Source organism: Pseudomonas sp. GL_103 (genome assembly GCF_057835175.1).
In genome coordinates, this window is the sequence record NZ_CM174420.1 from 5,198,931 (window position 1) to 5,213,847 (window position 14,917).

The window sequence follows — 14,917 nt, forward strand, 5'->3', positions numbered from 1 at the left end:
GTAGTGCCTCGACTGGCCTCTTCGCGAGCAAGCCCGCTCCCACAGGGTATTGGGTTGATAACAGATTTTGTGCTCGGCTCGGTCCACTGTGGGAGCGGGCTTGCTCGCGATGGGGCCAGTCAGCACACCACCGAATCGCCCATCGCCAACCCCACCTGCGCTTAGGTAGGATGACCCTCTCTATTCCCGAGATTTCACGTCATGTTCATCGGCGTCCTGCTGGTCATCACCTGGGTGATCCTGTTACTGCGCTATCCGGCCAAGGCCTTGCCCGTATCCCTGGCGGCTGCCGCGGGGTTGGGCATCGTCGCGACCTGGGTCATCTGGATGGACCACCACGAACTCAAGCAACTGCAACGCCTGGAGTTGCGCATCACTTACGCGCCACAACAATGCCCCGCCGACCGCCCATTGCAATTGACCCTGAACAACGGCAATGACGTGCCGCTGACTGAGCTGCGCTGGCGGGTCGCGGCTTATGCACCGGGCGATACGGTGAACCTGGCCGACAATCAATACACCGCACCGCGCTATCGTGGCCCCGGCGAACTGCAGGCCGGAGGCAACTGGGAAGATTGCTTGCCGCTGCCGCCACTGCGCCCTGGCTACCGTCCGGAAACCCTGGAGTTTCGCGCCGAGCGATTGCAGGGTAGTTTTTCCGACTGATCCCTCCGCCCTTTTTTTGCACAAGGAATGCGCCATGCCCGTTGCGTTGATTACCGGTTGTTCCAGCGGCATTGGCCGCGCCCTTGCCGATGCCTTCAAGGTCGCCGGCTATGACGTCTGGGCCAGTGCGCGCAGGGCCGAAGATGTCGCCATGCTGGGCGCTGCCGGGTTTACCGCCGTGCAGCTTGATGTAAACGACGGTGTTGCCCTTGAGCAGTTGAGCGAGCGCATCAACCAGGAGCGCGGTGGTCTCGACGTGCTGATCAACAACGCGGGTTATGGCGCCATGGGGCCGCTGCTCGATGGCGGCGTACCGGCCATGCAGCGCCAGTTCGAAACCAATGTATTCGCTGTCGTTGGCGTCACCCGTGCGATGTTTCCCGTGCTGCGCCGGAGCAAAGGATTGGTCGTGAATATCGGCAGCGTTTCGGGTGTGTTGGTCACGCCATTCGCCGGCGCCTACTGCGCCTCGAAAGCCGCCGTGCATGCCTTGAGCGATGCCTTGCGCATGGAACTGGCGCCGTTCGGTGTGCGAGTCATGGAAGTCCAGCCGGGGGCCATCGCCTCCAGCTTCGCCAAGAACGCCGGGCACGAAGCCGAGCAACTGATCAGCGAACAGTCGCCATGGTTTGCGCTGCGCGAAGGCATTCGCGCCCGGGCCAAAGCCTCTCAGGACAACCCGACCCCGGCCAATGAGTTTGCCGCCGGACTGCTCAAGGCTGTGCAGCAGGACAAGCCACCGCGACTGATTCGCTTGGGCAATGGCAGCCGCGCGTTGCCGCTGCTGGCAGGTTTGTTGCCCAAAGGTTTGCTCGAATCAGGGTTGATGAAGCGGTTCGGGTTGCGTGGGCAGCTCTGAGACCGGATCGCCCCACTTCGCGAGCAGGCGACTCGGTCTATCGGTTATGCCCCATCACCTTGCTTGACCACCACCGTACAAGTAATCCCCGCCGCCAACAGCACCCCTTCCGGCACTTCATCGATGTGAATCCGCACCGGCACCCGCTGCGCCAGGCGTACCCAGTTGAAGGTCGGGTTGACATCGGCGATCAGTTCGCGGCTCTCCGGGTTGTCGCGATCGTAGATGCCGCGAGAAATGCTTTCCACATGGCCCTTGAGCACTTCGCCGCTCATCAGTTGCATATCGGCCTTATCACCGACGCGCACATGGGGCAGCTTGGTTTCTTCGAAGAAGCCGTAGACCCAGAACGAGTTCATGTCGACCACGGCCATTTTCGCCTCGCCAATGCGCGCGTAGTCGCCACGATGCACATTGAGGTTGGTGACGTAGCCATCCACCGCCGCACGCACCTCAGTGCGCTTGAGGTTGAGTTCGGCGGCTTCCAGTTGCGCCTGGGCCTGCTGGTAATCGGCCAGGGCCGAGTCGGCGAGGTTACTGGCGTCGTCACGGTTTTCCCTGGAGATCACCAGGTTGTCCATATCGGCGCGACGATGGGCATTGACCTTGCGCATCTCCCAGGTCGCCTTGCGCGATGCCACCAGGCTTTGTGCCTGCTTGACCGCCAGACGGTAGTGCTCGGGGTCGATCTGCATCAGCAAGTCGCCCTTCTTCACCAGCTGGTTGTCGCGCACCGGCACGTCCACCACTTCGCCGGTGACGTCGGCGGCGACGTTGATGATGTCGGCGCGCACGCGGCCGTCACGGGTCCACGGCGTGTTCATGTAGTGCTCCCACAAGGAGCGGCCGATCCACAGCGCGAGGGCCAGCACCAGCAAGGTCGCGAGCAGGCTGAAAAACTTTTTCATCGGGGCATTCTTCAGAGATAGAGAGTCAGTGATAGAGAGTCAACGGTAGACAGTCAGCGCCAACGCGCTGAACAGACAGGTAAACAGGCTCAGGCGCAGCAACGCCGGATGCCAGAAAAAACGGTATAGGTCGAACCCGGACAGGAACCGGTCCAGCGCCCAGGCAAGCGCCGCCGCGATGAAAAACATCAGGGTCATGGTTGGCATGTACACGCCGTGGAAGGCGATTTCACGAGGCATGTTCAAGTCCTTGGGGCTGGCTGCTTGCAAAGGCGGCGAGCGGTGATTGCGGATCGAGCAGCGAGGTGCGGATAAAGTGCAGGTAGCTCTTCACCCGGCGCAACGCCGAGGTATCGAAGTGCGGGGCGAAGGGTTCGTCGGTGGACTGCACACGGCTGATCGCGTGATCGACGGCAATCAGCGCGCGCTCCAGGTTGCTGCTGCTCGGTTGCAGGAACAGCCGCACCAACGCACGCCCCATCACCCGGATTGCCTGGCGCCATGGTTGGGATTCGGCATAGGCCGGATGCACCGGCAGAATCGACTGTTCCTTGCGCAACTCGATGATCGAGTGACCGACTTCCAGCACCACGAACATCCAGCGCAGCAAGTCCCGCTGCACTTGCGGCTGACCCGCAGCGAAGCCGTAGGCCTGATGCACCAGATCACGGGTGCGGCTTTCGAAACTCGACGCCAGCCCCTTGAGCTTGCCGCTGATGGCGTACACCACCTGGCCGCGTAGATCCTGCTCCAGCCGACGCCACAGCCAGCGGCTGTTGGGCGGCAGAATGATCGCCCCGGCCGCTGCGCATACCAACATGCCCAGCACCATGGCGATGTAGTCGTTGATGAAGGTGTAGGGGTTGTAGACCGTGAGGTTGTCCGGCACCGAACCGGTGCTGAAGAAGATCAGTAAGCCCAGGCCGACGCCGACGTATTGCGGCCGCGAGGTCAGGAACGAGCCGAGTACGATCACCGGTGCGAGCATCACGCACAGCAACGGAAATCCGTCGATCCACGGGAAAATGAAAAACATCTCGACGAAGCCGATCAGCGCCCCGAGCAACGTCCCGCACGCCATCTGAAAGGCCATGCGCTTGGGGTTCGGGGTGGCGGCGGACAGGCCCACAGTCGCGGCGGCAATCAGGGTCATGGTCGCGCCGCTCGGCCAGGCGGTTGCCACCCAATAGCTGCCCAATACCGCCAGGATGAACGCTGCGCGTATCCCCGATGCTGCCGCTGCCATCCAGTTGGTTTGCGGAGTGAACGGCTCGTCCCAGCGCTCCCGTTCGTGACTGTGATCGGCCAGGGAGGCGTGGGTCAGTGCATAACTGTGCAGATCGTCGACGAAGCGATAGAGCAGTTCGTAGGCGGTATGGAAATCCAGTTGCTCGGCATCGCTCGGATTGTGCTGCTGGAACGTCGCCCGCAGACAACGCACCCGCGCCGGCAACCCTTCCTTGTAGGCGCTCAGCACCGTGACCAAGCGCGCCGCATCGGCGCTGGTCAGCGCACGACCGCTGAAGCCGTCGAGCAGTTCGGCGAGGTCCTGCAAACCCGGTTTGATCGCCGCCACCACCTGGTCCGCCGCGCTGCTGCGCAGGCGTTCGAGCAACTGGTGCAAGGCGTTGAAGCGCGTGGTGATGCCCATGAACTCGCTGTTCAGGCGACTGAGCCGGCCATTGCGCCGACGCATGTGCGGGTCTTCGAACACAGTGACACTGCGCAAGCCTTCCAGGCCCACGGCTTCGGCGATGAAACGCACGTTGCCGGCCTCGAACGCCTCGCGCTGACTGCGACCGCGCAAGCCGTCGGTGACGAACAGGGCGAACACGCCAAAGCGCTGATACAAGGCATTGCGCATCGCCGCGCTCGCCGATTGCGGCAGGATGGCCGCACTGATCAGTGTCGAACAGAGAATGCCCAACGAGATTTCCAGTACCCGCCAGACCGCGGCCATGAACGCGCCGTCCGGGTGGGCCAGCGCGGGCAAGCCGACCATCGCCGCGGTGTATCCGGCGAGTACGAAACCGTAGGCGCGGAAGTTGCGGCAGCGGGCGGCGCCGGCCGTGCAGATACCGACCCAGATCGCCAGCGAACCGAGGAACAGTTCAGTGTTCTGCGCAAACAAGGCGATCAGCGCGACCATCACCGCCGACCCGGCCAGAGTACCGAGAAAACGATAGAAACTCTTGGCGAACACCTGGCCGCTTTGCGGCTGCATGACGATGAACACGGTGATCATCGCCGTGCGCGGTTGCGGCAGTTCCAGGCGCATGGCCAGCCATAGCGTGAGGAATGCCGCGAACAGCACCTTGAAGATGTAGACCCAGGTCACGCCGTCGCTGCGTGCCCAGTCGAAGAAACCCCGACGCCATTCCAGGGAGTACAGCCAGCGCAAGGGTGCGGGCAAGGGAGTCATCAAATCCTGCTCAATAAATTCCAGTGAAAACCGGAACCTGTGGGAGCGAGCTTGCTCGCGATAGCGGAGTATCAGCCGGCATCAATGTTGGATGTGCCGCCCTCATCGCGAGCAAGCTCGCTCCCACAGGTCTTGTGTTCAACGCAAAAGGCTCGGGGGTTTCGGTGCCTGGGTCTGTTCGGCGTTCGGCACGTCATTACCGGCACCGAGACCACCGCCAAGCGCCGTCACCAACTCGGCATGGGCGCTCAAGCGTGCCGCCTGAACCTGCTGCTGCACTTGCTGCTGCTTGAACAGCAGGGTCTGGGCATTGAGCACGTTGAGGTAATCGGTCAGCCCACGCTGGTAGGCGATCATCGCGATGTCGTAGGTCTTCTGCGCGGTGGCCACCGACTCGGCAGCGAAAGCCTGTTGCTTGTCCATGGACTCGCGGCGGATCAACTGGTCGGAGATGTTTTTCAGCGCATTGACCAGGGTCTGGTTGTACTTCGCCACGGCTATGTCATAACCCGCCGAGGCTTCACCCAACTCCGAGCGCAAGCGTCCGCCATCGAAGATCGGCAACGAAATCGCCGGCCCCACGCTGTAGTTGAGTTTCTTGCCGGTCAAGAACTCCAGGGCCCCGCCGCCGGTGGCCATGTAGCCGAGGCTGCCGACCAGATCGACGTTCGGGTAGAAACCGGCATGGGCGACATCGATGCCCCGCGCCTGCGCCGCCACTTGCCAGCGGCTGGCGACCACGTCCGGGCGTTGGCCGAGCAATTGCGCCGGCAGCGACGACGGCAGTTTCAGCGGCGCACCCAGTGACAGCGTTGGCCGCTGCAACTGCGCGCCCTCCCCCGGCCCCTTGCCAGCGAGAGCGGCGAGCTGGTTGCGGCTCAAGGCGATTTCTTCGTCGAGGGCGTCGATCTGGCGATGGGTTTCCGGCAGCGGCGTCTCGGCCTGGCTGACCTCGAAATGGGTGCCGATGCCCCCGCTCAGGCGTTTTTGCGCCAGTTCAAGGATCTGCTGTTGCTGCTTCAAGGTCGCCTCGACGATGTCCCGCTGGGCGTAATGCAACGACAACTCGATGTAGACCCGTACGATGTTGTCCTGCAATTCGAGCTGGGCCTGACGCGCTTCGGCGACGCTCATGTGCGCCATGTCCACGGCACGCTCGGTGGCATTGCTTTCGCGGCCCCAGAGGTCGAGGGCATAGCTGAAACCCAGCGCCGCGTTGTTGTCCCAGGTGGTGCTGTTGGCCAGCTCACCGGGGCCATAGAACTGGTCGGTAGGCCAGTTGTGACGCTTGAGGGTGGATTCGCCATTGATCTGCAGCGACTCGGCGGCTTCGGCCACACCGGCCATGGACTTGGCCTGGCGTACCCGGGCGGCGGCCATGGCCAGGGTCGGGCTGCCTTGCAGGGCGAGGTCGATCCAGCGATTCAGTTGCGGATCGCCATAGGATTGCCACCATTGCGCGGTGGGCCAGTGCGCATCTTGCGCAGCGCTCTGGATCGCTTCATCGGTGGCCAGTGAATTGGCCTCCAGCGCCTTGCCCTGTGGGGCAATACCTCCGGTTCCGATGCAGCCGCTGATTGCCAGGGTTAAAGCCAAAACACTGAGCGGCTGAAGCGCTCTGCTGATGCGACGCGGCACTGCTGCGATTTCCTGAAATAGGGGGGAGGTACGAGATTTTTTGGAAACCGGGGTTCCGCTTTTGTGGGAGCGGGCTTGCTCGCGAAAGCGGTACATCAGTCGACATTGATGGTGAATGTCAGACCGTCTTCGCGAGCAAGCCCGCTCCCACAGGTTATGCGGTGGGTCGAACCCCGGTTACCCAAGTTGCGCAATTCTATGGGGCGGCCTGAAAGGCGATAAGCTGGGATTCCTGTGAATCTTTGTTACCGTTAACGAGATAATCCGTAAGTCGATCTTTAGTCGCCTGTAAACAAACAGAAACTTCGTGTCACAATTTGTCATTCGACGAGAGAGCACCCCATGGACACTTTGCAAAACATGCGCGCCTTCAGTTACGTGGCCGAAGCCGGCAGCTTCACCGCCGCCGCCGTGCAACTGGACACCACCACGGCCAACGTCTCGCGCGCGGTCTCCAACCTGGAAGCCCACCTGCAAACCCGCCTGCTCAATCGAACGACCCGACGCATCGCCCTGACCGAAGCCGGCAAGCGCTACCTATTGCGCTGCGAACAGATCCTGGCCTACGTCGAAGAAGCCGAAGCCGAGGCCAGCGACGCCCACGCGCGCCCGGCCGGGCAACTGAAAGTGCACACCATGACCGGCATCGGCCAGCACTTCGTGATCGACGCCATCGCCCGCTACCGCAAGACCCACCCGGATGTAACCTTCGACCTGACCATGGCCAACCGCGTGCCGGACCTGCTCGACGAGGGTTACGACGTGTCCATCGTCCTCGCCAGCGAACTGCCGGATTCGGGTTTCGTCTCCCAGCGCCTGGGCATCACCTACAGCATCGTTTGCGCCTCCCCGGCCTACGTCAAAACCAACGGCTGCGCACAAAAACCCAGCGACCTGCTCAACCACGCCTGCCTGCGCCTGGTCAGCCCGGTGATTCCGCTGGAGAAATGGGCCTTCGACGGTCCTGATGGCCAGGAAATGGTCACCATCAACAGCTCACCCTTCCTGGTGAACTCCGCCGACGCGATGAAATCCGCGATCATCAGCGGCATGGGCGTTGGCGTCCTGCCGCTGTATGCCGCGATAGAAGGCCTGCGCAACGGCACGCTGGTGCGCGTGATGCCCAACTACCGCTCCCAGGAACTGAACCTGTATGCAATCTACCCGTCGCGCCAGTATCTGGATGCGAAGATCAAGACCTGGGTCGAGTATTTGCGTGGATCGTTGCCGGAATTGCTGGCGGCGCATCAGGCGGAATTGGCGGCGTATGAATTGAGTGGGAGTTTGGGTGGGGTTCGGGTGGCGAATTGATGGATGCCCGAACCCGGCTCACATCAGATTGATTCATTGTGAGAGCGAGCCTGCTCGCGATGGCGTTCTCACATTCAAATCTCTGTGAGCAGATACACCGCTTTCGCGAGCAGGCTCGATCCCACAGTTGGATTTGCATCAATCTGCCAGAAATTGGCCGGCTGTCAGGCCGCCTTCGCGAGCAAGCCCGCTCCCACATTTTGAATTATGCACGGTCAATAAAATCAGGCCGGCCGGTAGGCCGCCTCGGCTGCTTTTGATCTGCCCGCCCCCTCGGCAGGCTGAGCGGAGGCGTTCATCCGGGGATTGGCGCGCAGCGCCGTTCGACGCAGTCGAACTCATTGCATGTAGGTCGTCGCGAAGCAGACCGGAGGGCAATGCCCCCGGATGAATGCCGGAGCGAAGGAACCCCGAGCCCAGGCGAGGGGCCGTACGTTCGGGGCGAGCGCTTTTTTTGCTTACTTTTTTTGAGGCGCTTGTTAAAAAAAGTGAGTCGCCGTAAGGGCGAAACCATAGGTGGCCGTTACCGAAGAAACGGATATGTACACGGTCCCCCACAACATGGTCGGCCCAAAGGCCGCCAAGACCTAACCAAACCGCAAACTGACAGCGCCGTCAGTTAGCAGTCACCCTCCTGACCAGCAAACAGGTTTATAAAGGAAACTACCTTACCCACCTACCGACCACCCAGCCCCGGCGCCCCACTCGCATGCGAATCCAGAAAAAATCCGCCCTGCTCGTCGCCCTTCTGATCGTCCTGGCAGCGCTGGGCCTGTGGTACGCGACCAAACCGGCCAAGGCCAAACTCGCCACCCCCACCGCCATCCCCGTGCGCGTGGTCGCCGTCGCCGAAAAAGACGTGCCGCGTTACGTCAGCGGCATCGGTTCGGTACTGTCCCTGCACAGCGTCGTAGTCCGCCCACAAATCGACGGCATTCTCACCAAAATCATGGTCAAGGAAGGCCAACTGGTGAAAAAAGACGATCTGCTGGCCACCATCGACGACCGGTCGATCCGCGCCAGCCTCGACCAGGCCCGGGCACAACTGGGCGAAAGCCAGGCGCAACTGCAAGTGGCGCTGGTCAACCTTAAACGCTACAAACTGCTGAGCGTTGACGACGGCGTTTCCAAGCAGACCTACGACCAGCAACAGGCGCTGGTGAACCAACTCAAAGCCACCGCCCAAGGCAATCAGGCTTCAATCGACGCAGCTCAGGTACAACTTTCCTACACACAGATTCGTTCCCCAGTGACCGGTCGCGTCGGCATTCGCACCGTCGACGAAGGCAACTTCCTGCGCATGACCGACACCCAAGGCCTGTTCACAGTGACCCAGATCGACCCGATCGCCGTGGAGTTCTCCCTGCCGCAGCAAATGCTGCCGACCTTGCAGGGCCTGATCAACGACCCACAGCACGCCCGGGTCAAGGCCTACATCGGGGCCGACACCGACGGCGAAACCGGCAACCTGCTCGGCGAAGGTCACCTGACCCTGATCGACAACCAGATCAACGCCAACACCGGCACCATCCGCGCCAAGGCCGAATTCGACAACGACGCACAGAAACTCTGGCCGGGCCTGCTGGTGACGGTAAAGATTCAGACAGCCCTGGATAAAGATGCGCTGGTGGTGCCGCCGACAGTCGTACAACGCGGCCTCGACCAGCACTTCGTGTACCGGGTCAATGGGGACAAGGTCGAAGCCGTGCAGGTGCAGATGGTCTATCAAGGCAGCGGCCAGGACATCATCAAGGGTGTGAAGCCGGGTGATGTACTGGTCAGCGATGGTCAGTCGCGGCTCAAGCCCGGCGCTACTGTGCAAGTGCTGACCGAGCCGCCTCAAGTGGTGCGATCGGAGGCGGCGCAATGAAGGGCCATGGTTCGGTGTCAGCCTGGTGCATCGACCACCCGGTGGCCACGGTCCTGCTGACGTTCGCCCTGGTGCTGCTGGGTGTCATCGCGTTTCCGCGCCTGCCGGTAGCGCCGTTGCCGGAGGCGGAATTCCCGACCATCCAGGTGGCCGCGCAACTTCCGGGCGCCAGCCCGGAAACCATGGCTTCCTCGGTGGCCACGCCCCTTGAAGTGCAATTCAGTGCCATTCCCGGCGTTACCCAGATGACCTCGAGCAGTGCACTGGGCTCGACCAACCTGACCCTGCAATTCACCCTCGACAAGAGCATCGACACCGCCGCCCAGGAAGTGCAGGCGGCGATCAATACTGCCGCGGGCAAACTGCCCAAGGACATGCCGAACCTGCCGACCTGGCGCAAGGTCAACCCGGCCGACAGCCCGGTGCTGATCCTCAGCGTCAACTCCTCGCTGATGCCTGGCCCTGAGCTCAGCGACCTGACGGAAACCCTGTTGTCCCGTCAGCTCAGTCAGGTCGACGGTGTAGGCCAGGTCGTCATCACCGGTCAGCAGCGTCCGGCGATTCGCGTCCAGGTGTCCGCCGACAAACTCGCCGCCATCGGCCTGACCCTGACGGACATTCGCCTGGCGATCCAGCAGACCAGCCTCAACCTGGCCAAAGGGGCGCTGTACGGCGAATCGAGCATTTCAACCCTGTCGACCAACGACCAGTTGTTCCACCCCGACGAATACAGCCAGTTGATCGTTTCCTACAAGGACGGTGCCCCGGTTCACCTCAAGGATGTCGCGAAAGTCGTCAACGGTTCGGAAGATGCCTACGTTCAGGCGTGGGCGGGTTCGCAACCGGGCGTGAACCTTGTGATTTTCCGCCAGCCAGGCGCCAACATCGTCGAGACCGTGGACCGCATCCAGGCCGCCTTGCCGGCACTGGAAGCGATGCTCCCCGCCTCGGTGCAGGTCAAGACGCTGATCGACCGCACCCAGACCATCCGTGCCTCGCTGCATGAAGTGGAAATCACCCTGCTGATTGCAATCATGTTGGTAGTGGCGGTGATGGCGCTGTTCCTGCGCCAACTGTCGGCCACGCTGATCGTGTCGGCAGTGCTCGGTGTGTCGCTGATCGCCAGCTTTGCGCTGATGTACGTCATGGGCTTCAGCCTGAACAACCTCACGCTGGTGGCGATCGTGGTCGCCGTGGGCTTTGTGGTGGACGATGCAATCGTGGTGGTGGAGAACATCCACCGACATCTCGAGGCCGGTGACGGCATGCGCGAGGCGGCGATCAAGGGGGCCGGAGAGATCGGATTTACCGTGGTGTCGATCAGTTTCTCGCTAGTGGCAGCGTTCATTCCGCTGCTGTTCATGGGCGGTGTGGTCGGGCGACTTTTCAAGGAGTTCGCCCTGACCGCCACCTCCACCATTTTGATTTCGGTGGTGGTTTCGCTGACATTGGCGCCAACGCTGGCAGCGCTGTTCATGCGGGCACCGGTGCATCACGCTCATAGCAAACCGGGCTTTGGTGAACGTCTGCTGGCGTGGTACGAAAAAGGCCTGCGCCATGCCCTCGCCCACCAGAAATTGATGATCGGCGTGTTCGCTTTGTCGCTGGGGCTGGCCGTTGCCGGCTACATCTTCATTCCCAAGGGTTTCTTCCCGATCCAGGACACCGGTTTCGTCCTTGGTACCACTGAAGCCGCTGCCGATATTTCCTACGGCGACATGGTGAAAAAACACCTGGCGATGGCCGAAATCGTTGCCGCCGACCCCGCTGTCGAAACCTTCTCGCACTCAGTCGGCGTCTCGGGCAGCAACCAGACCATTGCTAACGGCCGCTTCTGGATCACCCTGAAAAAACGCGGGGATCGCGATGTCTCGGCCAGCCAGTTCATCGACCGGATTCGCCCGCAACTGATGAAAGTCCCGGGCATCGTCCTGTACCTGCGTGCAGGCCAGGACATCAACCTCAGCTCAGGCCCGAGCCGCGCCCAGTACCAATACGTCCTCAAAAGCAACGACGGTGCGACCCTCAGTACCTGGACCCAGCGCCTGACGGAAAAACTGCGCGCCAACCCGGCCTTCCGCGACATTTCCAACGACCTGCAACTGGGCGGCAGCATCACCCACATCAGCATCGACCGCAGCGCCGCTGCGCGTTTCGGCCTCACCGCCAGCGACGTCGACGAAGCCCTGTACGATGCCTTCGGCCAGCGCCAGGTCAATGAATTCCAGACCCAGATCAACCAGTACAACGTGATCCTGGAACTGGACACCAAACAGCGCGGCAAGGCCGAAAGCCTCAACTACTTCTACCTGCGCTCGCCCCTGAGCGGGGAAATGGTGCCGCTGTCGGCCCTGGCCAGGTTCGATGCGCCGGCCATCGGCCCGCTGTCCATCGCCCATGACGGGATGTTCCCGGCGGCCAACCTGTCGTTCAACCTCGCGCCCGGCGTGGCGTTGGGCGATGCGGTGATCATGCTCAACCAGGCCAAGGCCGACATCGGCATGCCGACCGCCATCAGCGGCAATTTCCAGGGCGCCGCCCAGGCGTTCCAGAGTTCGCTGGCCAGCCAGCCGTGGCTGATCCTGGCGGCGCTGTTGGCGGTGTACATCATTCTCGGCGTGCTCTACGAGAGCTTCGTGCACCCGCTGACGATCATTTCGACCTTGCCTTCGGCGGGCCTCGGCGCGGTGATCATGCTGTGGATTTGCGGCCAGGACTTTTCGATCATGGCGCTGATCGGGCTGGTGTTGCTGATCGGTATCGTGAAAAAGAACGGCATCCTGATGATCGACTTTGCCCTCGAAGCGCAGCGCAATGGCAGGCTGTCGCCTGAGGAAGCGATTTTCAAGGCCTGCATCACGCGGTTCCGGCCGATCATCATGACCACCCTCGCCGCCCTGCTCGGCGCCCTGCCGCTGATGCTCGGCTATGGCACCGGTGCCGAGTTGCGCCAGCCCCTGGGGATCGCGGTGGTCGGCGGCTTGCTGGTGAGCCAGGCGCTGACGCTGTTCACCACGCCGGTCATATACTTGTGGCTTGAGCGGCTATTCCATCGACCTAAACCTGCGCCAGAACCGGTGCTGGCGACCACAGACTGAGGCGGGTCATGCGCGTTCTGATTATCGAAGACGAAGAAAAAACCGCGGACTATCTGCACCGCGGCCTGACGGAACAGGGTTTCACCGTGGATCTGGCCCGCGATGGTGTGGAAGGCCTGCACCTGGCGCTGGAGAGCGACTACGCGGTGATCGTCCTCGACGTGATGCTGCCGGGCCTCGACGGCTTCGGTGTGTTGCGCGCCCTGCGTGCGCGCAAGCAAACCCCGGTGATCATGCTCACCGCCCGCGAGCGTGTGGAAGATCGCATCAAGGGCCTGCGCGAAGGCGCCGATGACTATCTGGGCAAACCGTTTTCCTTCCTTGAACTGGTGGCACGCCTGCAAGCGCTGACCCGCCGTAGCGGCGGCCATGAACCGGTGCAGGTGAGCATCGCCGACCTGTGGATAGATTTGATCAGCCGCAAGGCCACCCGTGCCGGTACACGTCTGGACCTGACCGCCAAGGAGTTCTCGCTGCTTAGCGTACTGGCGCGGCGCCAGGGTGAAATCCTTTCGAAAACCGCCATTGCCGAGATGGTCTGGGACATCAATTTCGACAGCGACGCCAACGTCGTCGAAGTCGCGATCAAACGCCTGCGGGCCAAGCTCGACGGGCCATTCGAAGAAAAGCTACTGCACACCATTCGTGGCATGGGTTATGTGCTGGAGAGCCGTGGTGTCCAGTAATTCCATCGCCCTGCGTCTAAGCGGGATGTTCACGCTGGTGGCGCTTCTGGTCTTTCTGTTGATCGGCTGGGCGCTGTACCAGCAGGTCGACAAAGGCCTGGGCCTGCTGCCAGAAGCCGAACTCGATGCGCGCTACAGCGTGCTCGAATCCACGGTCGGCCGTTACGGCACGCCCGAGCACTGGGTGAAGATCAACAACAAGCTCAACCTGCTGAGTGAAGAAGACAAGCGCATCAGTTTCTGGATCATCAGCGGCGATCCACACTACGAATATGGCAACCTGACCCCGCAGATCCGTGCCTTTGCCCAAGGGCCGCTGGGCACGCGCGACATGCATCTGCCGGATCACCCGTATCCGCTGAAAGTGCTGGTCAGCGAATTCCCGGCCAAGGATCAGCGCCCACCGCTGCGTTTCATGATCGCCATCGACACCGAAACGTTTTTCCATACCCAGCATCACCTGCTGGTCGCGCTGATCAGCCTGGCGATTGTCGGCGTGCTGCTGGCTTCGGCACTGGGTTACTGGGTGGCGCGGATCGGGCTCAAACCACTGATCAAACTGTCCCAGGAAGCCCAGCGCCTGGCCCCGCCGTTGCGCTCGGGGCGCTTGCGATTGTCACCATTGCCGCCGGAGCTCGATCAATTCGTCAGCTCGTTCAACTCGACCCTGGAACGGGTCGAGCAAGCCTACTCGCGCCTTGAGTCATTCAACGCCGATGTCGCCCACGAACTGCGCTCGCCACTGACCAACCTGATCGGCCAGACCCAGGTCGCGTTGACCCGAGGACGCTCCGCCGAGCATTACTTCGAAGTGCTGCAATCGAACCTCGAAGAGCTTGAGCGACTGCGTTCGATCATCAACGACATGCTGTTCCTCGCCAGCGCCGATCAGGGCAGCAAGGCGACCAAACTGACGTCCACGTCGCTGGCGGATGAAGTAGCCACGACCCTGGAGTATCTGGATTTCATTCTCGAGGACGCTCAGGTCCAGGTTGAGGTCAGTGGTGACGCGCAAGTGCGGATCGAGATCGCCCATCTGCGCCGGGCGTTGATCAACTTGTTGAATAACGCGGTGCAGCACACCGCGCCCGGGCAGGTGATTCAAGTGCGGATCGAAGCCCAGGAGCATCAAGTCAGCATCGGCGTCGCCAACCCCGGCTCGCCGATTGCCAGTGAGCATCTGCCGCGCCTGTTCGAGCGTTTCTACCGGGTCGATGCGTCGCGCAGCAACAGCGGCCACAATCACGGTCTGGGGCTGGCCATCGTCAAGGCGATTGCGCTGATGCATGGCGGGGATGTGTTTGTGCGCAGTGATCATGGGATGAATACCTTCGGCATACACCTTCCCGTCTGAAGCTCCCTCGCCACAGAAAAACACCTGGCACTAAAACTATTGCCATAACAGCAACAGTCCTTTCATGAATCCACTCTTTTTCCCCTCGCCTCATATCCTTATCTT

The 14,917-nt window shown here is 61.8% G+C and carries 11 protein-coding genes; 7 read left to right on the top strand and 4 right to left on the bottom strand.

Annotated features, from left to right (window positions below; translation table 11 throughout):
- Positions 1-201: 201 nt before the first annotated feature.
- A complete protein-coding gene (locus AC3IP0_RS23350) occupies positions 202-666 on the top strand; it encodes a multidrug transporter (RefSeq protein WP_489317157.1) in 465 nt (154 codons plus the stop codon).
- Positions 667-700: 34 nt separating this feature from the next.
- Positions 701-1,525 (top strand): SDR family oxidoreductase, encoded by an 825-nt coding sequence (locus tag AC3IP0_RS23355; RefSeq protein WP_489326019.1) that lies wholly within the window; start codon positions 701-703, stop codon positions 1,523-1,525.
- 44 nt (positions 1,526-1,569) lie between these two features.
- On the opposite strand, the gene AC3IP0_RS23360 is transcribed toward AC3IP0_RS23355, so the two are convergent.
- The 4 genes from AC3IP0_RS23360 to AC3IP0_RS23375 form a co-directional block, all read right to left on the bottom strand.
- Complete coding sequence (locus AC3IP0_RS23360) at positions 1,570-2,433, bottom strand: efflux RND transporter periplasmic adaptor subunit (RefSeq protein WP_057395860.1); 864 nt, start codon at positions 2,431-2,433, stop codon at positions 1,570-1,572.
- Between the two features lie 39 nt (positions 2,434-2,472).
- Positions 2,473-2,673: a DUF1656 domain-containing protein gene (locus AC3IP0_RS23365; RefSeq protein ID WP_489317160.1), complete on the bottom strand. Its 201-nt coding sequence runs from the start codon at positions 2,671-2,673 to the stop codon at positions 2,473-2,475.
- A complete protein-coding gene (locus AC3IP0_RS23370) occupies positions 2,663-4,855 on the bottom strand; it encodes an FUSC family protein (RefSeq protein WP_489326021.1) in 2,193 nt (730 codons plus the stop codon). The genes AC3IP0_RS23365 and AC3IP0_RS23370 overlap by 11 nt, the downstream gene beginning before the upstream one ends.
- A gap of 138 nt (positions 4,856-4,993) precedes the next feature.
- The gene (locus AC3IP0_RS23375; RefSeq protein ID WP_489326022.1) at positions 4,994-6,493 is read right to left on the bottom strand and encodes an efflux transporter outer membrane subunit; all 1,500 of its coding nucleotides are present in this window, start codon (positions 6,491-6,493) and stop codon (positions 4,994-4,996) included.
- A gap of 342 nt (positions 6,494-6,835) precedes the next feature.
- Between AC3IP0_RS23375 and AC3IP0_RS23380 the strand changes: the two genes are divergently transcribed.
- From AC3IP0_RS23380 to AC3IP0_RS23400, 5 genes are all read left to right on the top strand, one after another.
- Positions 6,836-7,804: a LysR family transcriptional regulator gene (locus AC3IP0_RS23380; protein WP_008050110.1), complete on the top strand. Its 969-nt coding sequence runs from the start codon at positions 6,836-6,838 to the stop codon at positions 7,802-7,804.
- A gap of 709 nt (positions 7,805-8,513) precedes the next feature.
- The gene (locus AC3IP0_RS23385; RefSeq protein WP_489317163.1) at positions 8,514-9,674 is read left to right on the top strand and encodes an efflux RND transporter periplasmic adaptor subunit; all 1,161 of its coding nucleotides are present in this window, start codon (positions 8,514-8,516) and stop codon (positions 9,672-9,674) included.
- Positions 9,671-12,772 (top strand): multidrug efflux RND transporter permease subunit, encoded by a 3,102-nt coding sequence (locus AC3IP0_RS23390; protein ID WP_489326024.1) that lies wholly within the window; start codon positions 9,671-9,673, stop codon positions 12,770-12,772. Before AC3IP0_RS23385 ends, AC3IP0_RS23390 begins: the two co-directional genes overlap by 4 nt.
- Before the next feature lie 8 nt (positions 12,773-12,780).
- Positions 12,781-13,458 (top strand): heavy metal response regulator transcription factor, encoded by a 678-nt coding sequence (locus AC3IP0_RS23395; RefSeq protein WP_056726212.1) that lies wholly within the window; start codon positions 12,781-12,783, stop codon positions 13,456-13,458.
- Positions 13,448-14,812, top strand: a complete 1,365-nt coding sequence (locus AC3IP0_RS23400) for a heavy metal sensor histidine kinase (protein ID WP_489317165.1) — start codon at positions 13,448-13,450, stop codon at positions 14,810-14,812. Before AC3IP0_RS23395 ends, AC3IP0_RS23400 begins: the two co-directional genes overlap by 11 nt.
- Positions 14,813-14,917 lie beyond the last annotated feature (105 nt).

Coding starts and splice junctions, on each gene's coding strand:
- AC3IP0_RS23350 (WP_489317157.1), top strand. CDS start 202: ATGTTCATCGGCGTCCTGCTGGTCATCACCTGGGTGATCCTGTTACTG.
- AC3IP0_RS23355 (WP_489326019.1), top strand. CDS start 701: ATGCCCGTTGCGTTGATTACCGGTTGTTCCAGCGGCATTGGCCGCGCC.
- AC3IP0_RS23360 (WP_057395860.1), bottom strand. CDS start 2,433: ATGAAAAAGTTTTTCAGCCTGCTCGCGACCTTGCTGGTGCTGGCCCTC.
- AC3IP0_RS23365 (WP_489317160.1), bottom strand. CDS start 2,673: ATGCCTCGTGAAATCGCCTTCCACGGCGTGTACATGCCAACCATGACC.
- AC3IP0_RS23370 (WP_489326021.1), bottom strand. CDS start 4,855: ATGACTCCCTTGCCCGCACCCTTGCGCTGGCTGTACTCCCTGGAATGG.
- AC3IP0_RS23380 (WP_008050110.1), top strand. CDS start 6,836: ATGGACACTTTGCAAAACATGCGCGCCTTCAGTTACGTGGCCGAAGCC.
- AC3IP0_RS23385 (WP_489317163.1), top strand. CDS start 8,514: ATGCGAATCCAGAAAAAATCCGCCCTGCTCGTCGCCCTTCTGATCGTC.
- AC3IP0_RS23390 (WP_489326024.1), top strand. CDS start 9,671: ATGAAGGGCCATGGTTCGGTGTCAGCCTGGTGCATCGACCACCCGGTG.
- AC3IP0_RS23395 (WP_056726212.1), top strand. CDS start 12,781: ATGCGCGTTCTGATTATCGAAGACGAAGAAAAAACCGCGGACTATCTG.